This window comes from Paenibacillus salivarius (assembly GCF_051307165.1).
Taxonomy (GTDB): Bacteria; Bacillota; Bacilli; order Paenibacillales; family Paenibacillaceae; genus Fontibacillus.
Map to the genome: position 1 here is coordinate 4,520,324 of NZ_CP195592.1, position 22,834 is coordinate 4,543,157.

Below are 22,834 nucleotides of genomic sequence, written 5' to 3' on the forward strand. Positions count from 1 at the left end.
CAAAAAAACAAATAAAGGAGTTTTTGCATGCAATCCGAACCAAAACCGCAAGCATGGAGGATGAAAACCGGAACATTATGGGTACTTGCCGCCATCAGCGTAGTGGTATTTATCCTTTGTCAGATCGTCCCTAATTCCGACTCGGAATCTCAGCAGCTTGAGCAATCGACCCAGGTGATAACTACCGATCAAGCCGCCGAGCACGCCCGTCAATTTGCCAAAAATACGCTGGGATTTTCAGGCGCTCTTGAAGATCCGTTGATCACTTACGAGTCCCGGTCCGATCTTTACGGTTATTTGACCCGCGAGGATCTGATGGGGGATTATTTAAAAAAATTCGATAAACAATTTCCTACGGATGTGTTCCAAGTCCGTTTTGATCAGCCGGGGAACGGGCTGGGGGCGCTGACGGTCGATGTACATATGAAATCCGGGGCCGTCGTCGGCTTCGAGGAAAAACAGACAACCGGAAACAGCCTTATCGACCTTCTGGAAGATACGAAAAACGGTACCGGCGCCTTGGAGCCCGCGGAAAGCATGATGAGCTGGGAGGAAAAGATGGATGCGGCGCAACCGTACTTAAAGGCACTCGGTTTTCAAGACGATGTTCAATTTATGGTCGACGAATCGCCGGAGGGGATTTACCTGACGATTACCGATTATGAAATCGGAAAATCTCAGGCGGAGGTTCTGGTCAGCTTTTACGGCGATCGGGTTTCCGGGATCGAGAGCACATTTACGGTTCCGCAAGAATATACCGACTATGTAGACAAACAGACGACCATCGCCAGCTGGCTCACTTATCTGGGCTACGGGTTGCTGACCTTCGTGCTCGGCATTCTTGCCATCGTCTACAGTGCATTGACAAAGGTTCACACGTCGTTCAAACGCGGGATCTTTCTTGCTTCCGTCTATTTCGTCATTTCGATGTTCTTCGCCTTTAATATGCTGCCTTACTTTGAAAAAGAAGGAATCGACCTTCCCGTGCTGATTTTCACGTTCATCGTCCAAGGCATTATTACATTAATTATGGCCGCATCGGTCTATTTCTCTCTGGTCGGCGGAGACGGACTGTGGCGCAAGCAGGGGATCGCATTATGGGCACGCGCCAAAGAGCCGGGCTACGGACGCCATGTTCTGGCTTCGATGGCGGACGGATACGCTTGGGCGCTCATCCTGTTGGGCGTGCAGTCGGTCATTTACCTCGTGCTTGATAACACCATTCAGAGCTGGTCGACCACGGATGCTTCCCAATCGCCGTATAATATGCTTTATCCGCTGTTATTCCCGTTAGCGGCTTGGATGGCCGGGATCGGGGAAGAAGCCGTATACCGGCTGTTCGGCATTCCGATGCTGAAAAAAATGTTCCGGAGTACGTTCGTAGCCTGCGTTATCACGACGTTGATCTGGGCGCTCGGACATACGCTGTACCCGATCTATCCGTTTTACACCCGTCCGGTCGAACTATTGTTCATCGGCCTATTGTTCAGCTACATTTTCCTAAGATACGGCTTTATGGCCGCGATGTTCTCCCACGTCATCTTTGACAGCATTCTGATGTCGCTAAGCTTGATGTTTATGGGCGGAACGGTGAATATTGCCGCAGGGGTGTTCTATATCGTGCTGCCTGCCATCGTTGCCTATGTCATTTACCTGTTTAATCCTCCGGGCAAGGAACGGCCGCCGCTGCAAAGAACGCAAAAAGAGGAGCCGTTGTTCACGACTCCTCATCCTGAAGGGCATCTATAATTTGTTTGGCGAGCTTATCGCCGATGGAAAGAGGCCGGAAGTCTTCGACGGAGGCCTCTTTTATTTTTTTCAGCGATCCGAAATGCTTGAGCAGCGCCTTGCGGCGTTTCTCGCCGATGCCCGGGATCGCGTCCAGACGCGAAGCCACCATCGATTTGCCCCGCTGTTCCCGGTGGAACGAAATCGCAAACCGGTGCACCTCGTCCTGGATGCGCTGAAGCAGGTAGAACTCTTGGCTGTCCCGCGCCAGGCGCACCGGTTCCGGCGGATCGCCCACCATCAGCTGCGCCGTGCGGTGCTTGGCGTCCTTGACGAGCCCGCCGACCGGAATATAGAGGCCGAGCTCGTTTTCAAGCACGTCGATCGCCGCGGAAATTTGGCCCTTGCCGCCGTCGACGATAATCAGGTCCGGCTTCGGAAGGTCCTCCTTCAGCACGCGTTCGTATCTGCGGCGGATGACTTCCCGCATCGTTTCGTAATCGTCCGGACCCTCGACGGTCCGGACTTTGTATTTCCGGTACTCCTTCTTGGCCGGTTTCCCGTCGATAAACACGACCATCGCGGACACGGGATTCGCACCCTGAATGTTGGAGTTATCGAACGCTTCGATCCGCGAAACGGCCGGAAGCCCGATCGCCCGCCCCAAATTTTCGGCGGCCCCGCGCGTCCGCTCCTCATCCCGCTCGATAAGGCGGAACTTCTCTTCCAAAGCGACCTTTGCATTGTCTTCCGCCATTTTGATCATCTGTTTCTTCAACCCGCGTTGCGGCACGAGCGTTTTCACGCCGAGCCATTCGCTCAGCGCGGCCGCTCCGCTTGCCGGGTCCAGCGTTTCGCTTTTTTCGCCGGCTTCGGATTCCAAATGAGCGTCGGATCTTTGATCGGTCTCCGCCGGCTCAGTTTGTGCCCCGTCCTTTTCGGGAAGCAAAATCTCTTTCGGGAGCGCAGGGTTATCGCTGTAATACTGGGTCACATAAGACAAGAAATCGCTGTAGGCATCGCCGTAAAACGGAAACACCGATGCATGCCGCTCGATCATTTTCCCTTGCCGCATGTACAGAATTTGAACGCACATCCAGCCCTTGTCCACGGCGAAACCGAAGACGTCGCGGTCCTTGGCGTCCGAGATCGTAATCTTCTGCTTCTCCATAATCGCATCGATATTGATGATCTGATCCCGAAGTTCCTTGGCCCGCTCAAAATAAAGCTCCTCGGCGGCTTCCTCCATTTTGCGCTGCAGCTCTTTTTTGATTTCTTCATGCCCCCCGTTCAGAAACGAGGATATTTCCTGGGTAATCCGGTCGTATTCGGACTGTTCGACCTCTTTCTCGCACGGCGCAAGGCACTGGCCGATATGGTAATAAAGGCAAACCTCCTTCGGCATGACATTGCATTTGCGCAGCGGATACATCCGGTCAAGGAGCTTCTTGGTCTGTTGGGCCGCATAGGCGTTCGGATAAGGGCCGAAATATTTCGCCTTGTCCTTCAGCAGACGACGCGTCACTTCCAAACGCGGATGCGGCTCGTTCGTAATTTTTATATATGGAAAGGTTTTGTCGTCCTTCAAAAGAACGTTATACCTCGGATAATGCTGTTTGATCAGGTTGCACTCCAAAATGAGCGCCTCCATGTTGCTGCCGGTGACGATATATTCAAAATCCCGGATCTCGGAAACGAGCATTTGGGTTTTGCCGTTATGGCTTCCCGTAAAATAAGACCGGACCCGGTTTTTCAGAATTTTGGCCTTGCCGACGTAAATGATCGCCCCGTCCTTGTTCTTCATCAGATAACAGCCGGGCAAATCGGGCAAGAGCGCCAGCTTGTGCCGGATCGTCTCCATCGCCTTTTCCTGTTCCCGGAGCTCATTTGAACTTGATTCCATGGCTAAAACGCCTCCTCCCCCGCCTGGAATAAGCATCTCGATATACGCAGAAAACGCCCCCGGTCATACCGGAGGCGCAGGCAAACTTTACTTAATACCCGGACCTTATTGATGTTTGGCAATCAGGTTTTTCAGGTTTTCTTTGGAGTTCAACCCTACGAGCTTATCGACAGGCTGGCCGTCCTTGAAGAAAATCAGGGTCGGGATGCTCATCACGCCGAAACGGGAAGCGGACTCCGGATTTTCGTCCACGTTCACTTTCGCAATTTTAACGGCATCGCCAACATCTTGAGACAAATCCTCCAAGATCGGAGCGATCATTTTGCAAGGACCGCACCATGGAGCCCAAAAATCAACGAGAACCAAACCTTGGCCTTCGACTTCATTATTGAAAGTTTGATCGGATACATTTACAATTGCCATTTTACTCTCCTCCTAATTAACAGGCGTGTTGTCAATTATACCACATTTTTTTAGTAAAAGAAAAATCGTAATGAACACGTCTTCTTTACAAATTTCAGGACGATTGGTTATACTAATAATAACCCAAAAACGAACTGTCTATGATGTTTATTATTGACAACGTTTTAATTATGCGAGGAGGCCCTGTCGTCATGGATGCCAACACACATGTGACCGACCCCCGGGAGCATATTAACGAAGAACCGCGCAACGATTTGTTCGACCTGATGAACGGATTCTTCGGCATGCTCACGTTTATGGCAGTTATTTTCTTCGGAATGGTTATCGTTAAATTTATTGCCGGTTAAGAGCGGCGACGCAAAGGGGCTGTCCCGAAGTCATCTTGAATGACCGAAGGACAGCCCTCTTGCATTTGTAAAGACAAAGAGCACTACCGCTATTCCTCGGCAGTGCTCTTTTTCGCATTACTGAAAAAATGGATCAAAACGATCCGCGTTTATTGACGCCGTCCACAAAAACCACGTCCACAAAGGGAGCGATCCGGTTCATGAGCCGCTCGCCTTTATGCCGTTCTTCGCCGTCTTTGCTCGTAAAGCTAAGATGCTTTTCCAGCGCTTTTAATGAATAATTCGACGTATAGAAAGTCGGCTTCCGATTCATGCGGTAATTCAAAATCGAACCCAAAACATGATCCCTTACCCAAGGATTCAAATTCTCCGCTCCAATATCGTCGAAGATCAGCAGGTCGGCCTCTTTCATGATCTCCGTCGTTTCCTTCAGCTTTTGCCCGTCCTGCATCATGGACTTCAGATCCTCCACGAAATCCGGCATATAGACAATCACGCCGGAATGACCTTCCTTGGCCAACTCATGGAGCAAATAGCACATCAGGAACGTTTTACCCGTTCCGAAATGCCCTTCAAGATACAAGCCCTTAGGTTTCAACCCCGTATCCTTTGTTTCATTGATGTACCGGAATACCTGGCTGACGGCAGCTACGCGCGCGCCGTCCTTCGATAATATCTCCACTTCGTCGTATCCCTGCTGAAGCGCCGTTTCATCGACGTAAAAGCTGCGAATCCGCTTCTTGACCGACAGCTCGTGTTCATGGCGAAGCTGCTTCGGACAAGGAACCTGGCGATCCACCAACTGGGGGCCGGCGCTGTTCGTTTCCACGGTCAGCTTGGTGAAGTGCCCGGGAAAATCGTTGGGACAGCTGCTTAATCCGGGACAATTCGCACAGTGGCGGTTGTCATTCACATATTGATACAGCTTGGCCATGCCCCTGCTCAGCTGCTCCTCGCCCAGTTCCGGGTGGCGGATGCACAAATCGCGAACCAGCGGTTCGTTCATTAATCTGGCATTCAGTTCTTCCGAACGACGCCGCAGCTGAGGACTTTTCATTTGTGACAGCAATTCCCCAAGGGATTCCATGCGTTCTCACCTTACCCTTTTTTCTTGCTCGCTTTCATGCGTTCGGCCATTTTCAGAAGCTCGGCAAACTCCTCTTCCGACACGCCCTGATCTCCGCCCGTGCTTTGCACGATCGGGATTTCGGGCTTCGGTTTGGCCGGGCCGCGACCGCCGTAAGTTCTCCCCCGGCCGGAGCCGGATGAAGGCGACTGAGCCTGAGCTTGCGTCTGCACCTTGGACTGGTCACGGATATATTGGACCGCTTTTTCGTAAGTATCGATTTGCTTCATCAGCATGTTGGACGCGATAGCATCCACAAAATTGCGGTTAATCCGCTGCTCTCCCCCGGAAGTAAGCAGGTTCATCAAATAATGGATCAGCACGTTGATGACCTCGCCGGGAAGCTTATAGTTCAGATCGATTTTCGTAAAAATATCCAGCAGATTATCGGGCACGGAGCCCGGGAAAAACGTCTTCAGCAGCCGTGTATACGGCTCGTTGCGAAGCATCATATTGTACTGGTGGATATCGCATTTGTTTTGGAATTGAAGCGGCACCTCGACATAATACTCCATTTGAACGGGAAACTCCTGCAGATGGCTCGCTTCTTTTGCAGCCCCTTCGTCCCTGATGGAAACAACCTTGGCAATCGCGACTTCCCGCCTTTCCTGCCGGCGTTTTCCCTGCCGGAAATGCAGGTTGGCCCTGTGCTGGAGTTCATCGAGCAGCAGCGATCCGCCGGCGTCGAAAACACCGTCTTCATCGAGCAGACGGCATAAATCCTGGACGCCGAGGTCATACTTGCGTGCCACATAATTGACGACGCCCATTCCCTCGGGGTCAAACCTCAGCTTTTCCACAAAGGCACGGTTCACGGACTCCCGCGGAAAGCGGATAATGATATCGGCGTAATTGATCGCATCTTCTTCCTGGGCCAGCTTCACGCCCGGCTGCCTTGCGATCGAAGTTTCGGCGATCGCCTGCTCCAGTTCATAATCGATCGAATGTGTGTTCAGTTGAAAAATCTCGTAAAACGGTACCGATATATTTTCTTTATTATAAGCAGAACTGTATATATCGCCCGGCTCCCCGCTGAAAAAGCGTTCCCGCAACGCCAGAACCGCAAACTTTCCGATCTTGTCGCGGAGCAGCAACGTCAGGTGCTGGGTACGGAAAAATTCAGCCGGCGAAAGCGGAGCTTGAAGTTCGTACTCATACAGATAATCGTCGCTGTCGGGAACGTATAACCGGCTCGTCTGCAGCAAACCGACGGCTTCCAGCTTGGAGGCCTGCTCCATCAGGACGGTCCGCCCCCGCTCGCTCGGTTCCAGGCCCATCGTCAAAAATAGCCCCCGCTGCTGTTCGACCGCCGAGTAACCGACTTGATCGAAAGGAACCTGCTCGGCCAGCAGCCGATATAAGGCGATAGCCAACGCTCCGACCATCGGTTGGTAGATGAAAGCCAGCATTTTATCGTCCACAGGACTGAGAGAGAAGTCGCGGTATACGCAATAACGGTGATTTTCAGTAAAATGCAGCATGTTGTTCATGCGCACGGCTTCATCGCTCCTTCCCCATCACGAATCTTCAGACTTTCTCTATTCTATCATAAATTTCGGGCGACCCGAATCGTTAAAACATTACAAAATGCGCTAAATTCTCCGTCTCTCAGCTTGAGAGACATGCTTTCGTCCCTTTTTCCTATTCTTGCTCGAAAAAAAATAAGAGGCTCTCCCCCTTTCGGAAGCAGCCTCTTTTTCACCTTTGCTCGATCAGGAATTCTCCTGGCCCGCCGCCCAGTTTCCCCTCAAAAACCTGCGGATTTCCTCGATCGGAATTCCCGCTATTTTCGCCATAATTATCAAATCTACCCATTCCGAGTCTATATCCTTGTTGAGTCCCTCATCGATCATAAACTGGGCGGACTTCTCCAACAATAATATCTCCTCCTAGATTTCCTGCTTCGTCCGGGCACAGTCCGGTTTTCCTAGCGTTTTTATTTTATAACCGAGACTTTTGCACCTACTTTGATCCATTATAAAGGAACCTTTTTAAAAAAGTTGTCGTTCCAAGGACAGAACCGGGACGGATTTTAAATCATAACCTGGCGCCTTTTGTTAATCGAATCGCTTTTTTGTCAGTCCGCCATCTTTTTTCCGAAATCCGATTATTCTCAATTGAGAACAAGTTAGAAAACAAGCAAAAGCACAAGAAATTGGAAGGTTTTACGGTGTTTTTGTTCGTTATAAAGAATATTTGGGACTTTTTGCGGTTTTTCATTCCACAGACCGTCTAGTATATTGGATTCAGAATTTCGTTATAAAGAACGTTTCAAAGAACACGACTGTGGCTGCACCTATGGAAAGGGGGAATTTGTCTGCGGAGAACCAGGTCGGGGTGGATACGCAAAAACAGGAGGAAAAAGAAACAGCGGTACGTACTCAGAACCCTTCAATCCAGTCTGGTACTATCCACGCTTGTGTTTTACACTTCGCAGCAGATCGGCACCACTTACGGAGAATTCGTCAGCTATAAAGACAATTTTACCGGGCTTGAGTCATGCCGGATTTTTCCGCAAAACATTGAAAATTTGCTTGCAGACCTTAACAACCGCCTGGAACGAGCTTCTTCTTATAGCGAAAGCTTGCTCCAGATTACCGTAACCGACGCGGCCTATAACGTTCCGGCCGATCTTCCCGCGGCGGAAACCGTGACGGACTCCACGTATGGAACGCCGATATCCGCGCCTTCCGACGTGAGTGTCACGAGCTCGACTTATGGAGGCGGAGGCGAGGCAACCGCGACAAGCTCGACGTACAACGCTTCCGGACAAATCGAGGCGTTATCGGACCGGCTTCAACATATTCAATGGATAAGCACGAATGTCCAGCAAATTTGGAACAGGATATCCGATGAGTTGGCGGCTGCCCGGGAAATTGCCTCCGAACTGGCGCGGTTGCTTGGAACGTCTCATCCCAACTGTGTGGAAATCGGGCAAGTATCGTTGCTGGATGAACTCGTTCTCTTTTCCAACGAGCAAATACTGCTGTCGGATTCCATGAAAACATTCCTCCGGGATGCCCATATCTATTTGCGACAAATCTACGATACCGGTCTGGAACTGAATCGATCGCCTGTCATGACAGGCAACCAGATCGAGCAGGTCGATGCCTTTGGCGGCTCCGGTGTGGATGGCGATCCGGTCAGCACCGAACTGTGGGCTTATTACAGGGAGCTGGAGCAGAAATTGGCGGACTCCATCGATACGTTGACTTCAACTATTTCAAATCTGTCCCGATAACCGGGCTTGACAGGAGGGAAAGCGAGATGAAAATCGGACGATTTCTCAGCCGTTCGTTTACGTTTGTGTTCGCGGTTCTGTTTATCATGGTCGCAGGTTCCGTCATTCTGTCCAAAGCGGCCGGGGGCGAGCCTAATTTTTATGGATACCAGCTAAAAACCGTGCTTTCCGGTTCCATGGAACCGGTGATACGTACCGGATCTATCGTAGCCATTAAACCGGGTGGCGACACGAAGAGGTTTCTACAAGGCGACGTCATTACTTTCCGTGCCGATGAAAACAAACTGATTACACATCGGATAGTCGAGGTCGTTAAAAATCCGGATACCGGCCAGGTTATTTACCGGACCAAAGGAGACAGCAATGACGCGCCGGACCTCGAACCGGTCAGTTCGCTCAATGTCGTCGGCCAGTACACGGGATTCACCATTCCTTTTGCGGGATACGTCCTGAACTTTGCGGGAAGCAAACTCGGAAACGTCACGCTTCTGATCATTCCCGGATTGCTGCTCTTTATCTACGCCGTAATCTCGCTGTGGAAGGCCATTTCCTCACTCGAGGAACCGGACCGCCCGAACGCGGACGAAGCCGGAGCCAAGCTGTAATTGTAAGTTCATAGCGGTTGTTTTCCTTATGATTTTCATAGGGATGCAATATAAATTAATTTACCTGAGAAAGCGGGAGGAGTTTAAAAGATGGGTATCAAGAAAACATTAGGCTTTGGCGTAGCAACAGCAGCACTCGGTTTAAGTCTGATCGGCGGCGGTACGTTCGCTTACTTCAGCGATTCCGTAGAGACCACCGGTACGTTTGCCGCAGGCACGCTGGATTTGAACGCGGATCCGACGGCAATCATCAATGTAAGCAACCTCAAACCGGGAGATTATGCCCTGCGAACATTCAAGCTCGTCAATAACGGCACGCTGGATATCGGTAAGGTGAATCTGGCCACCTCCTACTCCGTTGTCAATCAGGCCGGGGCACCTGAAAATACCGATGATTTCGGAAAACATATCAAGGTCAAATTCCTTATAAACCTCGATAAAGCGGAGGACGTCATCTACGAAACGACACTGTACGATCTGCAAAGACTGAAACCGGACGCCGTTGAAAACAAATGGCAGGGCTGGTTTGAAGAACGCGGCGGGCTCAAAGCCGGCACATCCGATACTTTGAAAGTCCTGTTTGAGTTTGTGGACAACAAGCAGGATCAAAATCAATTCCAAGGCGATGCCCTGAACCTGAAATGGACGTTCGAGGCCAAGCAGGGACAAGGCGAAGCCAAGTAACCGCGGTAAGCCCACCCTTACCTCCGCAAGGACACCCTTCCCTTTTCATCCGAAAAGGGAAGGTGTTCTTTTTGTATTCTTCCGTTTTTGATATAATATCCTTAAAACCTTGATACAGAAAGGCGATACATACATGGCGGATAACATTGGGGAACGAATCCAGAAGATCAGGCAGGATCGCGGCTATTCCTTGTCGGAATTGGCGGATAAAGCGGATGTCGCCAAATCATACTTGAGTAATGTGGAGCGGGGCATCCAATCGAATCCGTCGATCTCCTTTATCGAAAAAATCGCCGATGCCTTAAACGTCTCGATCCATTCGCTGCTTTATGGCGATCATTCCCCCGAATCGCTGCTGGATCCCGAATGGGCTTTGCTGCTTCAAGAGGCGATGGCCTCGGGAATCAGTAAACGGGAGTTCAAGGATTTTCTGGAGTATCAAAAATGGAAACTCGGAAAAAAGGCATGATATACACGGTAAATCCCCGGCCGATTGGGCCGGGGATTTCTTTTTTAAACCCTATTCAATATTACGATCTAGAACATTTTATAACCGCCAAGCCGCAGCTTCTTAATCGTCCATCCGCTTAAGATCGCCCCTGCGAGACCCGCCAGAGCGGTCAAATAGTCGACGATCCGAAAGGATGCGAGATACGCGCCAAAGGCTTGCTCATGATCCCAAAGACTGTAAACGACGATCGGCAATATGACGATGATAAAGACGTATCCGGGAAACCAGGTTGTTTTCATAAGCATATTCAATATAAATCCGATGCCGAACATCATGACGAAAAAAAGAATCATCAGGACCAAAACGATCAGCCAACCCACCTATTCGCCCACCCTTCATTGCTCACACAATAATTAAAATCACAAGATAACGAGCTAGTAGTTAGTTTACTAAAAAAAATGTTGCGAATCAATGAAGTTTACATGAAAGAGTAAGGGATTCGTTTGCTCCCCGGCTCATCGTTGGGATACAATAATAGATAAGCATCCGGCATGTCCGGGATTTAGGAGTGAATATAAATGAATGAAGCTACAATGACTCTTGAAGGATGGTATGCCCTGCACGATTTCCGGTCGATCGATTGGACGGCTTGGAAAGCTGCGGACGATGAAGAACGGGCGGGCGCGCTTGAAGAGCTGCATACCTTCTTGCAAGAATGGAATAGCGTGGAGCAAAACGGCCAAGGCAGCACCGCCTTCTATTCCATCGTCGGCCAAAAGGCCGATATCGTGTTCATGCACCTTCGCGAAACGTTGGAAGACCTGAATGCGGTCGAAACCGCATTTAACAAAACGACGTTTGCCCAATTTACGACGAAAGCCTACTCGTATGTCAGCATCGTCGAGCTCAGCAACTATTTGGCGTCCGGCGACGGGGATCCGAAAGCCAATCCGGAAGTGATGAAGCGCCTGCAGCCGATTTTGCCGAAATCGAAGTACATTTGCTTCTATCCGATGAACAAGAAGCGCGATCTTCAAGACAACTGGTACATGCTGTCGATGGAAGAACGCCGCGGCATGATGCGCAGCCACGGCATGATCGGCCGCAGCTATGCCGGCAAGGTCAAGCAGATCATTACCGGCTCCGTCGGCCTGGATGATTGGGAATGGGGCGTTACCCTGTTTTCGGACGATGCGCTGCAGTTCAAGAAGCTCGTATATGAAATGCGCTTCGATGAAGTCAGCGCCCGCTTCGGGGAATTCGGTTCCTTCTACGTCGGCAACCTGCTGAACGAGCAGCTGCTGGAGGACATGCTTAAACTATAAATATTTACGACCCAATAAAAGGGGCTGCCCAAGTCGATCGGACTTTCGGGCAGCCCCTTTGCTTTATTCATCATCATCATCCTGCGGGTCCCGCAGCGACTCCAGAAATTCAGCCGTTGCGCGGTCGCGGGCCCGGCTCTTCTCCTTCAACCGCTCAATGGCCGGAAGAATGAGGATGTCGACTTCCTTTTGAACCGTATAAGCCAAATCGTATTTCTGCTGCGATTCCAGGTAAGAGCCGACCTCCATCAGGCCGTTGTAGCGGTCCAGCTCTTCCCTTGTCAGCAAGCCGCGGACTTGAACGCTGCAGTGACGCATTTTACAGGAATCTTCCTTTTTTCAAAACGAGAGGAATCCCGCCGATAATAAACAGGTAGCGCATGTCCACCAGCTTCTTCAGCTGAGCGGCCACCCAGCCTTTGTACTTCTTGCCGAATGCGGTCGCGATCGCTTCCCCTTTGCCGAGCGAAGCGACAGTGCCTTTGTTGCTGAACACGAATTTCTTGAGCTCTTTGCCACGAATGGATGACACCACGTTTTGCGCACAGGTTACCCCCTGCTGCATGGCGATCTGCGCGGTTGGCGGATACGGCCGTCCTTCTTCATTAAACATCAGCGAGTTGTCGCCGATGATAAATACATGGTCATGGCCGGGAGCGCGCAGGAACTCGTCGATCTTCACGCGGCCTCTGCTCGTCTCAAAGCCGGCGGCTTCGATGAGCCGGTTCCCGCGGATACCGCCGGTCCAAACCACCGTTGCCGACTTGATCTCTTCGCCGGTCGCCAACAGCACCCCGTCCGGAGTGCATTCCTTGATGGCGACGCCGATCTTGAATTGCACGCCCTTTTTGCCCAATACTTCCATGGCATATTCGACGAGTTCGGGATCAAAGCCCGGCAAAGCCGTCGGTGCAGCTTCGACATTATATACGTTCACGAGGCTCGGATCTACGTCGTACTCCTTGCAAAGCTGCGGGATCCGGTCCGCGAGTTCGGCGACAAATTCGATTCCGCTGAAGCCTGCGCCGCCGACCACGAAATTCAGGCGGTCCGTCCGGCTTTCATCCATTTTATAAAGCGCAAACTGATATTCGATATGCTGACGGATCAAACGCACCGAATTGATGCTCCGAATCGTCATTGCATACTCGGAAAGCCCAGGGATGCCGAACGATTCCGGCTCTCCGCCGAGCGCGATAATCAGATAGTCGTAAGACAACGTCCCGTCCTGGAGTACCACCTTCTTGTCCGAAAGGCGAATTTCCTGAACATTGGATTTCACGAGATCAATTTTGAATTCATCGATTAATTTGGAAATCGGAACCCGGGTATGGTCTATGGAATCGGTTCCGGCCGCAGGCATATGTAAATGCGTAGTGAAATAATGATAATCGTGCCGGTTCACCAGCGTCACGTCTGCCTCATTGTAGTTCAATTCCTTTTGCAGGCGCTGGGCAGTCAAAATACCGCCATATCCCGCCCCAAGAATGACGATTTTCGGTATGGTACTCATCGGGATTGTTCTCCTTCCGGGGTATAGCTCTTTATTTTTATCTTTATTATACAACCTGGACGCCACAACCAAAAACCGTAATGTGAAAATATACACATAAAAAATTAGCCCTTGGTTTCGGTGCCTCGTCCATTTGTGCGACATTTGTCACATTTATTTTAAACAGATCCTGAATAATTATCTCAACTTTCGCAGCTTAATTTTCCGAACAAAGCCTTGATATAATTGGGCAAACTCGCAATCCATTGCTGGAGTTGACATACAACGGCAGACTGATCCCGTTTGGATTTCGCTTCCGTGAACGCCATGAAAAATGCGATCAGATGCTGCAAAGCCGTTTTGAGATCCAGGTCTCGAACTTCGTCGGAAAACAGGAAAAACAGACCGCCCAACGACCGCGCGTCGTTGTTGTGACGGCGTTCCCATTCCATTACGAGATAACGGGTAAACACGATCGTGGTGTGGCTGATGAGCATATCAAACGAACGACCTTGAAACTCCGTTCCCAGCTTCAGGTACGATTTGGCAAATTTGAAGAACGTCTCAATGCTCCAACGCATGCCGTAGATGCGAACGATTTCAGCCTCTTCCAACGCCAAATCGGTGCTGAGCAGAACCAGCCAATCCCGCCGCCGATGGCGGTTTTGCACAAAGACCAATTTGATCGGCAAACCGCAGGCGGTTTGAACGATGACCGAGCCAAGGATTTCTTTGTTTTTCTGCTTTGGCAACAGGGCATACAGTTCATGGAGCGTCAGGCTTTTTCCGTCGAACCGGTATCGTTGTTTCATCGCCTTGACCATCCCAATGACATGCAGACCTTTCGCCATCAGTTCACGCAACAGAGGCGCTTGGGTAAACCAACTGTCCATCAGGACAAAGTCAGCGCTAAATCCAGCCTGAATCGCTCGATCAAGCAGAGCCGCCACGGCATCCGGTTTGCGTGAAAGCGCCTCGATGCGGCGTTTGTAGCCTTGGGTACGCTTGGACAGACGTTCCTTCATCTCGCAAAAGCGATTCGTCAGCTTGGCCGAGCTGAGCATGACAAAATCGATGGGCGCAAAGCTGAAGCCATCCGACCATCCGAGCGTGAGCATGTTGTAGCCGCGAGCATATCTCCCCGTCGTATGATCGAAGATGCGGGCAAGCAACTCGGCTTTCTTGCTGCGATCCCTGCGAAGAACCGAATCATCAATGATGAACGTCCGAACGCGGGACGAAGAGGTTAAGGAATCAAAATGCTGAACGACCTTCAGACTCAAGGCATGCAAAAATCGTCGCCAGGCAAAGCGTGGATGGTTTAAGAATCGATAGACTACATCTTTGCCAGGCAACGACTGGCGGCGGTCGCTATGCAGAAGACGAAACCAATTGCGCCCTTCAAACACGAGCGTAAAGATCAGCTGAAAGATGGCAAGACTGGACAATCCGAACGACTTGGAAATGCCGGCTTTGCGCAACAGTTGTCCGATTTGCAAAGCGGAAAATAAAGTCGAGATTCGTTCTTGGCCCTTTTCAGACAGGAAGTTGTGTTGTACCATAGAGTTACGCACCTTTCTGTTTGGGATGGGAAGACTATCCACTTCCATTTTACCAAACGGAAAGGTGTTTTTCTGTCAAGAACGAGATTTTTCAATAAGAAATCCTAGTCATTTCAAGGCTTAACACTAATTTTCAAGGTGCGAAAGTTGAGTAATTATCAAAAGGAATACACAGGATTGAGATAAATGTACTCTTTTCGTCACAAATACTTGTACATACATCCTGAATAATATCGGCTTTTATATAAAAGATCAAGTCTTATTTTACGCCGTTTCCCGCGGTTTTCGGGGGCATTTTGCCCACCGTTTCGGGTCAGTCCGGTTTGCTATGCAAGACGAAATGAGATAGCTATAATAAAGTAGAAATGACAATATAGCTTTGCAAGCTTAGTGAAAATCAATTCGGAGGTGTTTGCCAGTGTCATCTCAACCTGCAAGCGGCGAATTTACCGACCTGCTCATTATCGGAGGCGGGCCGGCAGGCATGTTTGCCGCTTTTTACGGCGGAATGCGGAAAGCGTCCGTTAAATTAATCGAAAGTATGCCTCAGCTGGGAGGGCAAGTCGCAGCTCTTTACCCTGAGAAATATATTTACGATATCGCCGGTTTCCCTAAAATTACCGGCCAGGACCTCGTCAACAACTTGAAGGAGCAGCTCAAGATGTTTAATCCGGACATCCGTCTGGAAGAAAAGGTGCTCCGCATCGAGAAAAAAGACGAACGCCATTTTGTCGTTACGACCGACAAAGAGGTCCATTATGCCAAGGCCCTGATCATTACGGCCGGCGTCGGCGCCTTTGAGCCCCGCCGCCTTGAAGTCGAAAACGCCGCCAAGTTCGAGAAAAGCAATCTTCACTATTTCGTAAGCGATTTGAACAAGTTCCAAGGGCGCCGCGTACTGATCAGCGGAGGCGGAGATTCCGCGGTCGACTGGGCGCTTATGCTTGAACCGATCGCCAAGGAAGTTACTTTGATTCATCGTCGCGATAAATTCCGCGCTCACGAGCATAGTGTGGAGAACCTGATGAATTCCAGCGTGCGGGTCATCACGCCGACGGAAATTTCGGTACTGCACGGGGAAGAGAGCATCGAACGCGTGACGCTTGCCCACTGCAAAACCGGGGAAACCCAGGAGGTTGAAGTCGATGACGTTATCGTCAACTTCGGATTCGTCTCCTCGCTCGGTCCGATTGCGGAATGGGGATTGGATATCCAATCCGGCTCCATCGTTGTGGATTCCCGTATGGAAAGCTCCATTCCCGGGATCTTCGCGGCCGGGGATATTACGACATACCCGGGCAAGCTGGATCTGATCGCCGTCGGCTTCGGTGAAGCCCCGACCGCCGTCAACAATGCGAAGGTATACTTCGATCCGGATGCCAAATTGTCGCCGGGACACAGCAGCAATTTGAAACTATAACCATATTTACATGAGTTTAAACAAAAAAGGGTATCTTAACTTTACACAGGAAAACTTGTTGTAAAGGAGAGATACCCTTGTCTTATATTTGTCCGCTATGCAACGGAATGGCTCCGCTGACCGCCACCTGCCCCGACTGCGGTTATGTTCTGGAGAACGCAGGAAGAAAGGAAGATTACGTTGGGCCGTATAGCCCTTACGGTTCTGCGGATCAGTATACATCAGCATATTCCGCCCATGCTCCTTCCGGATGTGAACATGTTGTCCTGTGCCCACATTGCCACGAAGCTTATATTTATCATGTCAACGCGTGGAAATCGCCTTAAACACAGCTTGTCCATCATAAATTGACTGCTACTCCCCTAGTGTAATATGGGTGGTTCGGTCATTAGATCACGTCTATGGATCTCTGCCAACAGCAGTGCGATGAATTCCCGGTCCAATTCGAGCAAGGTGGCCATATGATAGGATTCAAGCAGCATCTCGTCTGTTAACATCGCCATTGTTTTCACATCCCTTCTATATTTTTCCTCATCATAACAAGAATTTCCCAGCGGAACAAGCGTTCTGTTATCCACAAAAAATTGTGGAAATCCTGTGAATAACATGTTAGTAAAAGAGCGCGTTCATTGTAGAATAAGCTGGGATAATGTGGATAAAAGTTATTCACAGGATGGAATAGCTCATAATTTGGCTAAAAAATTTTTTTCCAGGCAAGTTTTAGGATATTATTTATTAACCTGTCAAAGTTTGGAATAAACTTTTTTTGAAATATTATTGGGGCCGGGTGTTCACTTCAAATATCCACAGCTTGCCTCGGGTATCGATCCCGTAGTCAAACCCCAATTGCTCGATCCCCGGAAATGCCGACTCCATGGCCACGATACACGTATTTGTAAGATTCCTCATTTCCCTGCGCTTTTGCTTGCTCGCCCCTTTGCTGCGCAAAGAAAGCCCCAAGCCCTGCCTTGCCGTTAACATCGTACCTCCTTTACATAGATTTGTAACAAACAATCCGGGTCTGGCCAGTCTCCCCACCATCGATCGGTAAACCCATGCCCCATTCTGCTTTACGACTTTGACCCGGTAATCGATCGGTCTCCCCGCAATTCGGGCCAGTTGAATGCCTTGCTGGATCATGTACGGCCTTTTCACTTTAACCCGGTTTAACATTTTAAACATGGCATCAAAACTTCGGAATACTTTGCGCGAGGCCATGTAAGTAAAGGAGTATGCCCCGTTCGCGTAAGTGACCTTAATTACGCCGTATCCGCCGCCTCCCCGCAGCGGTTTGATCACGACCATGCCAAACTGGTGAAGCATGCTCTTTAGAGCTTCGGCACTGTACATTCGGGTTTGCGGTATGTGGGCGGCCACGTCCGCGTTGCCTAGAAGCGCTTCCGTTTTCAGCCATTTGTTGGCCAGTTGTCTTCCCGCCATGACACCATCCCCTTTCCGTTATAGTTGCCCGTTCACAAAGCCGGCCTTTCGGCGCCGAGAAGCCTCCTTTATGAACAACACCTATAAACTATTCATACTCAACCCGGGGTAATTGTTCTTGGATGACTGTCCGAAAGCACTTGCCTGTTTTACGGGCCGCAATTCTTTGCAAAAACCGGAATTTCACGTATAGTAGAGGCTGACGGTACAAAGAAACGTAAAACCATACATCATAGTAAATCGCTCTTTTGAGGGAAAAGGGGGATCCGTTTGGAAAAAGAGGCGGCAGTATTCGAAATTCTTTACTGGTTTGCGATGATCGCCATGTCGCTGGTGCTTGCCGGGATTACGGTGCTTTTGTTCATTACCGGCTACAAATTCGCCAAGGGCTCGCGTAAAGTACTCGGTGCGGGATGCATGCTTTTTTCGCTGATTGCGGCCTGCATGGTCGTCTTCATGGTCGAGAGACAATTTTTCTAAAGCCTGCTCGGGCCGGTGAGGAGTTCATCCCTTCGCATATTGAAGCGGGATGGACTTTTTTCGTTTATCAACTTTGAAACCAAATGAAATTTTTGCGTAATAATATAAGTAGTGTTAAAAAGTCGACTCGAAAAAAGTAGACATTGATATGGATAGGAGGTCATCATGGGAGGCACACACATCTGGAGCGAACGATTCAAAAAGTTTTTCCTCGGCAACCGCTTTGTCATCTTTCTGCTCGTACTATTGCTCATCGGACTGAACATTTTCGTTCTCGGAAAGATCTCGTTCGTGTTCAAGCCGATAACCGTTCTGCTAAAAACCGTATTGCTGCCGATCCTGCTCACGGGGGCGATCTATTATTTGCTGAATCCGCTTGTGGATTGGCTTGAGCGAAAGGGAATCCCCCGGGTATATACGATCGTCGCCTTATATCTGTTGATCGTCGGAATAATCAGTATTGTCGTTATTTCCGTCGTTCCGATCGTAAAGGAGCAAGTCACGGATCTGATCGATAATTTTCCCAAGTACAGCTATGAGGTGCAGCTGCAGTTTGAAAGCATAATAGGAAGCAACTTTTTTCATCAGATCCAGGAATCGACGGGCTACAACCTGACGAAGCTTGGCGAAACGATTTCCGCGCAGGCATCGTCGATTTTCAATAACGCCTGGTCCGGGATCGGCGGATTTCTGGGAGCGATCAAGGATATCGTGCTGGCGATCATCACCGTTCCGTTCATTCTGTTCTATTTGCTGAAGGACGGCAAAAAGCTGCCCAAGTTTATTTTGCGCTTTGTCCCCGTCCGCTTCCGCAGCCAAACCGACCGGGTCATGTCGGAGATGAACGGGCAAATCAGCTCCTATATCCGCGGACAGATCATCGTCAGCTTCTGTATCGGTATTTTGCTGTATATCGGATTCCTGATCATCGGCATGGACTATGCGCTCGTGCTGGCCATCATTGCGTCGTTTACGAGCATCGTTCCTTACTTGGGGCCGACCATAGCCATTACGCCAGCGCTGATTATCGCGATCGTCACTTCCCCGCTCATGCTGGTCAAGCTGATTATCGTCTGGACGGTCGTGCAGCTGATCGAAGGCAAATTCATTTCACCGCAAATCATGGGCAAAACATTAAGAGTTCACCCGATAACGATCATCTTTGTTATTTTGACCGCAGGGAATCTGTTCGGCGTTTTGGGAATCATTTTGGCGGTTCCGGGCTATGCCGTGCTTAAGGTCATCGCTACCCACCTGTTCAAATGGTTTGAAATGCGTTCCCATTTGTACGATGAAGAGGACGATCAGCCTCCCAAGCCGGATGTGGAAGTCACCGTGACGGTTACGAATCCGCCGCAAGGGAAGTAAAATAAGGAAGACTGTCTCAACCAGGCTCAAAGCCTAGCGGAGACAGCCTTTTTTAGTTTAACGGGAAACCTTCAACAACTCCTTGTCTATGTCCGTCTTAACCTCGGGATATGCGGCGGGGCTCCGATCCAGCAGTTCGGAAGGTTTGCCTTTTAATTGGGTATCGAAAAAATCCAGCACGTATCCGTTCACGATTTCGGCTCCTCTTGCACCCTTGATCTTTCCCGTGATCCCGGCCCATGAAGCAAGCGGGGAATAAAGCTGTAAATCCGTATAGTTGTAATGTTCGCTGCCCTCGATATAGATCAAGCGGCCCTGCTGCTCCAGGGTACCGGCAATCAGCGCTTTTTCATTGGAGACGATCATCCCCAGCTTTTCACCCTCCGGTCCGCCGGGAGGCTCCGATTGCATAAAGTTTTTGAAGGCCCCCGATTCCATAAAAAGAAACGGCTTGGTCATCGCATGCCCTTCGTCGAACCGGTCGAAATTCGTGCCGTCCATGTTGATGCCTGCTTTGATAAAGTCATTGGTAGCCGTAAGATGGTATGCCGTCGCACCGCCGAAGGAGTGGCCCATGGCCCCGATATTCTCAAGGTCCAGCATTCCTTTAAATCGGCTTGCCTCCTCTCCCTTATTCCATAGTTCCAGGTGATCAAGCACGAGTTTCACGTCGCCGGCCCATACTTCTCCAAGGCGGATTCCCGTTTCCAAAAAGTCATCCGCACCGAGTTCCGCCTGAAACCAGGTGACCTGCCCGTCGGGAAATACGGTCGCCGTCGTGCCGTAGGTGTGGTCGATCGCCGCGACGACATAACCGTGGCTTGCCAGGTTTTCGGCCTGGGACGTGTGCAGCATTCGCGTTGTTCCCAACCCGTGGCTGATGAAAACGATCGGATAAGGGGCCTCGCTCTCCGCCATATCGGCCTGCTCATAGCTGTTGCTACGTATATCCTTCAAGTATTCCAATGCAAAACCGGGCAGACCCAGCGCATCGGAAAAGGCCTCCAAAAACCGTTCCGCCGAATCAGGCGTTCCCGCCGACGGCAGAAGCGGAGCCGGCTTTTGATCCGCCGCCGGTTTTTCCGCCGGGTACCATATCGTCACCATCACCGTTCTGCGGTCATCCGGATCCGTCGTGTAAGTCTCCAGCCTGTCGGAATCGGTAAGCTGAAATGTCTCGGTTCCCACCGCGTATATGCCTTGGGGTTCCGGGAGGCGGAACATGGGCAGCAAAGCGGCGAGCGATGCCGATACGGTAAGAGCGAGCCCGGAAACGAGCAGAAGCAACAGCTTCCCGGCTTTCCTTCCCCTCTTCCGAACCGGTTCGCCGGACGATGTTCCGGCGGCAACCATCAAAGCCAGCACGCCCAGCGAGAGATAGGCCGGAGCCAGCTGCCAACGGTAACCCTCCACGATCCATTGCGTTGCCAGTAGCGCCAGACAGGCTGCGGCAGCAGCCCATCGGGTTTTTCCGCCGATCGGGCGGGAAAGCAGCACTCCCAGCCATAGTCCCGCGATGCCCGCAAATAACAAAACTTCAAATAGTCTCATACAGCTCCTCCACATCCTTGGTTCTATTTTTTTCACATTGTATAACAGCAAGGTTAAGAAGAAGGGGGCGACGGTTTAAGCCAAGTTTAAATTTGCGAAAGTGCCTTAGGGACCATAAAAGCAAGAATGAGGATGAAACAGACCGCGATCACTGTTAAAATGGGTCCAGTACGATTGGGGAGGAGGTTAGCTCTAATGGAAACGAATTTCGGCCTCTCATTTGAAGAAATGTGGGAGAAAATCCTCGCTTGCGACCGCAAATATGACGGTTTATTTTTTACCGCCGTAAAAACAACCAAAATATACTGCCGTCCTTCCTGCAGATCGAGAAAGCCCAAAAAAATAAACGTCGAGTTTTACCATGACATGAAGGAAGCCGAAAAAGCGGGATATCGCCCTTGCAAAAGGTGCCGGCCGGAAGTGGAGCTTTCCCCGCATATTGAAGTTGTCCGAAATACCGTTACGTTTCTGATCAATCACTATAAACAAAATTTAATATTAAAAGATATTGCTTATGAGGTAGGTTTAAGTCCGTTTTATTTGGAGCGCTTGTTTAAACAAGAAACATCCGAGACTCCGCATTCTTATTTGGAAAAGATACGCATCGATAAAGCCGCCCACCTCCTGCAACGCACAAACCTGACAAACCTTGAAATTTGCTATGAGGTCGGCTTTCGGAGCCCGTCCAATTTTTATAAAGCGTTTCGGAGTTTGAAAAACTGCTCGCCTAATGAATATCGCAAGGAAATTCGGAGGTCCTCTTATGACAACAATATATAAATCACACTATGTATCACCGATAGGCGTCATCGAAATTTTCGGTACCCGGGAAGCCGTCCGTTCGATCATGTTTTCCGAGTCGAATCAAACAGAGAACTTATCGCAAGCGGAAGTCCCTTCGGTTTTAAGCGAATGCCGGAGCCAGCTTGACGATTATTTTAAGGGCCATCGCCGGGAGTTTACGTTTCCCTATCAATTTGAAGGAACCGAATTTCAAAAAACGGTATGGAACGCCCTGACGAAAATACCTTACGCCCAAACAGGCTCGTACAAGGATATAGCCGTCTCCATCGGAAACGAAAAAGCGATCCGGGCCGTAGGGAGCGCCAACGGAAAAAACAAGTTAAGCATCGTCGTGCCTTGCCACCGCATCATCGGTTCAAACGGCCAACTAACCGGTTATGCCGGAGGCTTGTGGAGAAAGGAATGGCTGCTGCAGCACGAAAAAACTCATTTCAACTAAAAAAAAACTTCTGAAATTGTGCTTGTACTCTGCACAATCTCAGAAGGCGTTTTTGTATGACTCAGTCGCAAACCTCCGGACGCCCTTCCTCGTCCCGCATGCGGAACGATTGGCCGCAGCCGCAGGAAGCGATGGCGTTCGGGTTATGGATCGTGAAGCCCCCGGACATCCCCGACTCCTGAAAGTCGATTTCAAGGCCGTTCAGATAACGGACGCTTTCCTTGGCGATGACCACCTTGATTCCTTGAATGTCCATGTAAACATCCTCTTCGCTCTCTTGGTCGTCAAGCCCCATGCTATATGAAAAACCGCTGCATCCCCCTGGATTCACGCCAAGCCGCAGAAACATGTTTCCGGTTTCTTCCCCTGCAATCATATCCTTAATCCGATTAGCGGCACTCTCCGAGATTTCGATCATTTCTAGCCCTCCTTATCTTAAGTCCGG

25 protein-coding genes are annotated in these 22,834 nt (G+C 50.2%); 12 read left to right on the top strand and 13 right to left on the bottom strand.

Annotated elements, in window-relative coordinates; all coding sequences use genetic code 11:
* The first annotated feature begins 27 nt into the window (after positions 1–27).
* Positions 28–1,749 (top strand): CPBP family intramembrane glutamic endopeptidase, encoded by a 1,722-nt coding sequence (locus tag ACSFXJ_RS20895; RefSeq protein WP_435922287.1) that lies wholly within the window; start codon positions 28–30, stop codon positions 1,747–1,749.
* On the opposite strand, the gene uvrC is transcribed toward ACSFXJ_RS20895, so the two are convergent.
* Both uvrC and trxA read right to left on the bottom strand, forming a co-directional pair.
* Positions 1,718–3,631, bottom strand: coding sequence for an excinuclease ABC subunit UvrC (gene uvrC, locus ACSFXJ_RS20900; RefSeq protein ID WP_435922288.1), 1,914 nt, complete (start codon positions 3,629–3,631; stop codon positions 1,718–1,720). The two genes, ACSFXJ_RS20895 and uvrC, sit on opposite strands and share 32 nt — an antisense overlap.
* A gap of 105 nt (positions 3,632–3,736) precedes the next feature.
* Entirely contained in the window at positions 3,737–4,054 is a 318-nt protein-coding gene (gene trxA / locus ACSFXJ_RS20905; RefSeq protein ID WP_435922289.1) for a thioredoxin, read from the bottom strand.
* A 191-nt stretch (positions 4,055–4,245) separates the two neighbouring features.
* On the opposite strand from trxA, the gene ACSFXJ_RS20910 reads away from it, so the two are divergent.
* Entirely contained in the window at positions 4,246–4,401 is a 156-nt protein-coding gene (locus ACSFXJ_RS20910; RefSeq protein ID WP_114496945.1) for a YqzM family protein, read from the top strand.
* Between the two features lie 133 nt (positions 4,402–4,534).
* On the opposite strand, the gene dnaI is transcribed toward ACSFXJ_RS20910, so the two are convergent.
* The 3 genes from dnaI to ACSFXJ_RS20925 form a co-directional block, all read right to left on the bottom strand.
* Positions 4,535–5,488, bottom strand: coding sequence for a primosomal protein DnaI (dnaI, locus tag ACSFXJ_RS20915; protein ID WP_435922290.1), 954 nt, complete (start codon positions 5,486–5,488; stop codon positions 4,535–4,537).
* An 11-nt stretch (positions 5,489–5,499) separates the two neighbouring features.
* The gene (locus ACSFXJ_RS20920) at positions 5,500–7,023 is read right to left on the bottom strand and encodes a DnaD domain protein (RefSeq protein ID WP_435922291.1); all 1,524 of its coding nucleotides are present in this window, start codon (positions 7,021–7,023) and stop codon (positions 5,500–5,502) included.
* Between the two features lie 216 nt (positions 7,024–7,239).
* Positions 7,240–7,404, bottom strand: coding sequence for an anti-repressor SinI family protein (locus ACSFXJ_RS20925; protein WP_435922292.1), 165 nt, complete (start codon positions 7,402–7,404; stop codon positions 7,240–7,242).
* 542 nt (positions 7,405–7,946) lie between these two features.
* Between ACSFXJ_RS20925 and ACSFXJ_RS20930 the strand changes: the two genes are divergently transcribed.
* From ACSFXJ_RS20930 to ACSFXJ_RS20945, 4 genes are all read left to right on the top strand, one after another.
* Positions 7,947–8,768 carry a hypothetical protein gene (locus ACSFXJ_RS20930; RefSeq protein ID WP_435922293.1) on the top strand — a complete coding sequence of 274 codons (822 nt, stop codon included), beginning with the start codon at positions 7,947–7,949 and terminating at the stop codon, positions 8,766–8,768.
* Positions 8,769–8,794: 26 nt separating this feature from the next.
* Entirely contained in the window at positions 8,795–9,373 is a 579-nt protein-coding gene (gene sipW, locus ACSFXJ_RS20935; RefSeq protein ID WP_435922294.1) for a signal peptidase I SipW, read from the top strand.
* A gap of 90 nt (positions 9,374–9,463) precedes the next feature.
* Entirely contained in the window at positions 9,464–10,057 is a 594-nt protein-coding gene (locus ACSFXJ_RS20940) for a TasA family protein (protein ID WP_435922295.1), read from the top strand.
* Positions 10,058–10,190: 133 nt separating this feature from the next.
* Positions 10,191–10,526, top strand: a complete 336-nt coding sequence (locus ACSFXJ_RS20945) for a helix-turn-helix domain-containing protein (protein WP_435922296.1) — start codon at positions 10,191–10,193, stop codon at positions 10,524–10,526.
* 68 nt (positions 10,527–10,594) lie between these two features.
* Here the strand turns inward: ACSFXJ_RS20945 and ACSFXJ_RS20950 are convergent, their stop codons facing one another.
* On the bottom strand, positions 10,595–10,888 hold the full coding sequence (locus ACSFXJ_RS20950) for a YuiB family protein (RefSeq protein WP_435922297.1): 294 nt from the start codon (positions 10,886–10,888) through the stop codon (positions 10,595–10,597).
* Between the two features lie 198 nt (positions 10,889–11,086).
* Here ACSFXJ_RS20950 and hemQ point away from each other — a divergent pair, with 198 nt between their 5' ends.
* Positions 11,087–11,833, top strand: a complete 747-nt coding sequence (gene hemQ / locus ACSFXJ_RS20955) for a hydrogen peroxide-dependent heme synthase (protein WP_435922298.1) — start codon at positions 11,087–11,089, stop codon at positions 11,831–11,833.
* Positions 11,834–11,896: 63 nt separating this feature from the next.
* Here the strand turns inward: hemQ and ACSFXJ_RS20960 are convergent, their stop codons facing one another.
* The 3 genes from ACSFXJ_RS20960 to ACSFXJ_RS20970 all read right to left on the bottom strand — a co-directional run bounded on the left by ACSFXJ_RS20960 (position 11,897) and on the right by ACSFXJ_RS20970 (position 14,887).
* Positions 11,897–12,151 (bottom strand): hypothetical protein, encoded by a 255-nt coding sequence (locus ACSFXJ_RS20960; RefSeq protein ID WP_435922299.1) that lies wholly within the window; start codon positions 12,149–12,151, stop codon positions 11,897–11,899.
* Position 12,152: 1 nt separating this feature from the next.
* Positions 12,153–13,346, bottom strand: a complete 1,194-nt coding sequence (locus ACSFXJ_RS20965) for an NAD(P)/FAD-dependent oxidoreductase (protein ID WP_435922300.1) — start codon at positions 13,344–13,346, stop codon at positions 12,153–12,155.
* Positions 13,347–13,528: 182 nt separating this feature from the next.
* Positions 13,529–14,887 (bottom strand): IS4 family transposase, encoded by a 1,359-nt coding sequence (locus ACSFXJ_RS20970; protein WP_435922015.1) that lies wholly within the window; start codon positions 14,885–14,887, stop codon positions 13,529–13,531.
* Positions 14,888–15,305: 418 nt separating this feature from the next.
* On the opposite strand from ACSFXJ_RS20970, the gene ACSFXJ_RS20975 reads away from it, so the two are divergent.
* Positions 15,306–16,307 (top strand): NAD(P)/FAD-dependent oxidoreductase, encoded by a 1,002-nt coding sequence (locus ACSFXJ_RS20975; RefSeq protein WP_435922301.1) that lies wholly within the window; start codon positions 15,306–15,308, stop codon positions 16,305–16,307.
* A gap of 362 nt (positions 16,308–16,669) precedes the next feature.
* On the opposite strand, the gene sda is transcribed toward ACSFXJ_RS20975, so the two are convergent.
* Together sda and ACSFXJ_RS20985 are read right to left on the bottom strand one after the other, a co-directional pair.
* The gene (sda, locus tag ACSFXJ_RS20980; protein ID WP_435925824.1) at positions 16,670–16,810 is read right to left on the bottom strand and encodes a sporulation histidine kinase inhibitor Sda; all 141 of its coding nucleotides are present in this window, start codon (positions 16,808–16,810) and stop codon (positions 16,670–16,672) included.
* Between the two features lie 271 nt (positions 16,811–17,081).
* On the bottom strand, positions 17,082–17,747 hold the full coding sequence (locus tag ACSFXJ_RS20985) for a YheC/YheD family protein (protein ID WP_435922302.1): 666 nt from the start codon (positions 17,745–17,747) through the stop codon (positions 17,082–17,084).
* 270 nt (positions 17,748–18,017) lie between these two features.
* On the opposite strand from ACSFXJ_RS20985, the gene ACSFXJ_RS20990 reads away from it, so the two are divergent.
* Positions 18,018–18,227 carry a hypothetical protein gene (locus ACSFXJ_RS20990; protein ID WP_435922303.1) on the top strand — a complete coding sequence of 70 codons (210 nt, stop codon included), beginning with the start codon at positions 18,018–18,020 and terminating at the stop codon, positions 18,225–18,227.
* Between the two features lie 165 nt (positions 18,228–18,392).
* Positions 18,393–19,595, top strand: a complete 1,203-nt coding sequence (locus ACSFXJ_RS20995) for an AI-2E family transporter (RefSeq protein ID WP_435922304.1) — start codon at positions 18,393–18,395, stop codon at positions 19,593–19,595.
* A 57-nt stretch (positions 19,596–19,652) separates the two neighbouring features.
* On the opposite strand, the gene ACSFXJ_RS21000 is transcribed toward ACSFXJ_RS20995, so the two are convergent.
* A complete protein-coding gene (locus ACSFXJ_RS21000; RefSeq protein ID WP_435922305.1) occupies positions 19,653–21,146 on the bottom strand; it encodes an alpha/beta hydrolase family protein in 1,494 nt (497 codons plus the stop codon).
* 195 nt (positions 21,147–21,341) lie between these two features.
* On the opposite strand from ACSFXJ_RS21000, the gene ACSFXJ_RS21005 reads away from it, so the two are divergent.
* On the top strand, positions 21,342–21,926 hold the full coding sequence (locus tag ACSFXJ_RS21005) for a bifunctional transcriptional activator/DNA repair enzyme AdaA (protein ID WP_435922306.1): 585 nt from the start codon (positions 21,342–21,344) through the stop codon (positions 21,924–21,926).
* Positions 21,910–22,389, top strand: a complete 480-nt coding sequence (locus ACSFXJ_RS21010) for a methylated-DNA--[protein]-cysteine S-methyltransferase (protein WP_435922307.1) — start codon at positions 21,910–21,912, stop codon at positions 22,387–22,389. Before ACSFXJ_RS21005 ends, ACSFXJ_RS21010 begins: the two co-directional genes overlap by 17 nt.
* A gap of 61 nt (positions 22,390–22,450) precedes the next feature.
* Here the strand turns inward: ACSFXJ_RS21010 and ACSFXJ_RS21015 are convergent, their stop codons facing one another.
* Positions 22,451–22,807, bottom strand: coding sequence for a HesB/IscA family protein (locus tag ACSFXJ_RS21015; protein WP_435922308.1), 357 nt, complete (start codon positions 22,805–22,807; stop codon positions 22,451–22,453).
* Positions 22,808–22,834: the final 27 nt, after the last annotated feature.

What these genes read in the sequence shown, in the direction of transcription:
- ACSFXJ_RS20895 (WP_435922287.1), top strand. Translation starts at nt 28, where the DNA reads ATGCAATCCGAACCAAAACCGCAAGCATGGAGGATGAAAACCGGAACA.
- uvrC (WP_435922288.1), bottom strand. Translation starts at nt 3,631, where the DNA reads ATGGAATCAAGTTCAAATGAGCTCCGGGAACAGGAAAAGGCGATGGAG.
- trxA (WP_435922289.1), bottom strand. Translation starts at nt 4,054, where the DNA reads ATGGCAATTGTAAATGTATCCGATCAAACTTTCAATAATGAAGTCGAA.
- ACSFXJ_RS20910 (WP_114496945.1), top strand. Translation starts at nt 4,246, where the DNA reads ATGGATGCCAACACACATGTGACCGACCCCCGGGAGCATATTAACGAA.
- dnaI (WP_435922290.1), bottom strand. Translation starts at nt 5,488, where the DNA reads ATGGAATCCCTTGGGGAATTGCTGTCACAAATGAAAAGTCCTCAGCTG.
- sipW (WP_435922294.1), top strand. Translation starts at nt 8,795, where the DNA reads ATGAAAATCGGACGATTTCTCAGCCGTTCGTTTACGTTTGTGTTCGCG.
- ACSFXJ_RS20940 (WP_435922295.1), top strand. Translation starts at nt 9,464, where the DNA reads ATGGGTATCAAGAAAACATTAGGCTTTGGCGTAGCAACAGCAGCACTC.
- ACSFXJ_RS20945 (WP_435922296.1), top strand. Translation starts at nt 10,191, where the DNA reads ATGGCGGATAACATTGGGGAACGAATCCAGAAGATCAGGCAGGATCGC.
- hemQ (WP_435922298.1), top strand. Translation starts at nt 11,087, where the DNA reads ATGAATGAAGCTACAATGACTCTTGAAGGATGGTATGCCCTGCACGAT.
- ACSFXJ_RS20960 (WP_435922299.1), bottom strand. Translation starts at nt 12,151, where the DNA reads ATGCGTCACTGCAGCGTTCAAGTCCGCGGCTTGCTGACAAGGGAAGAG.
- ACSFXJ_RS20965 (WP_435922300.1), bottom strand. Translation starts at nt 13,346, where the DNA reads ATGAGTACCATACCGAAAATCGTCATTCTTGGGGCGGGATATGGCGGT.
- ACSFXJ_RS20970 (WP_435922015.1), bottom strand. Translation starts at nt 14,887, where the DNA reads ATGGTACAACACAACTTCCTGTCTGAAAAGGGCCAAGAACGAATCTCG.
- sda (WP_435925824.1), bottom strand. Translation starts at nt 16,810, where the DNA reads ATGGCGATGTTAACAGACGAGATGCTGCTTGAATCCTATCATATGGCC.
- ACSFXJ_RS20985 (WP_435922302.1), bottom strand. Translation starts at nt 17,747, where the DNA reads ATGGCGGGAAGACAACTGGCCAACAAATGGCTGAAAACGGAAGCGCTT.
- ACSFXJ_RS20995 (WP_435922304.1), top strand. Translation starts at nt 18,393, where the DNA reads ATGGGAGGCACACACATCTGGAGCGAACGATTCAAAAAGTTTTTCCTC.
- ACSFXJ_RS21000 (WP_435922305.1), bottom strand. Translation starts at nt 21,146, where the DNA reads ATGAGACTATTTGAAGTTTTGTTATTTGCGGGCATCGCGGGACTATGG.
- ACSFXJ_RS21005 (WP_435922306.1), top strand. Translation starts at nt 21,342, where the DNA reads ATGGAAACGAATTTCGGCCTCTCATTTGAAGAAATGTGGGAGAAAATC.
- ACSFXJ_RS21010 (WP_435922307.1), top strand. Translation starts at nt 21,910, where the DNA reads ATGACAACAATATATAAATCACACTATGTATCACCGATAGGCGTCATC.
- ACSFXJ_RS21015 (WP_435922308.1), bottom strand. Translation starts at nt 22,807, where the DNA reads ATGATCGAAATCTCGGAGAGTGCCGCTAATCGGATTAAGGATATGATT.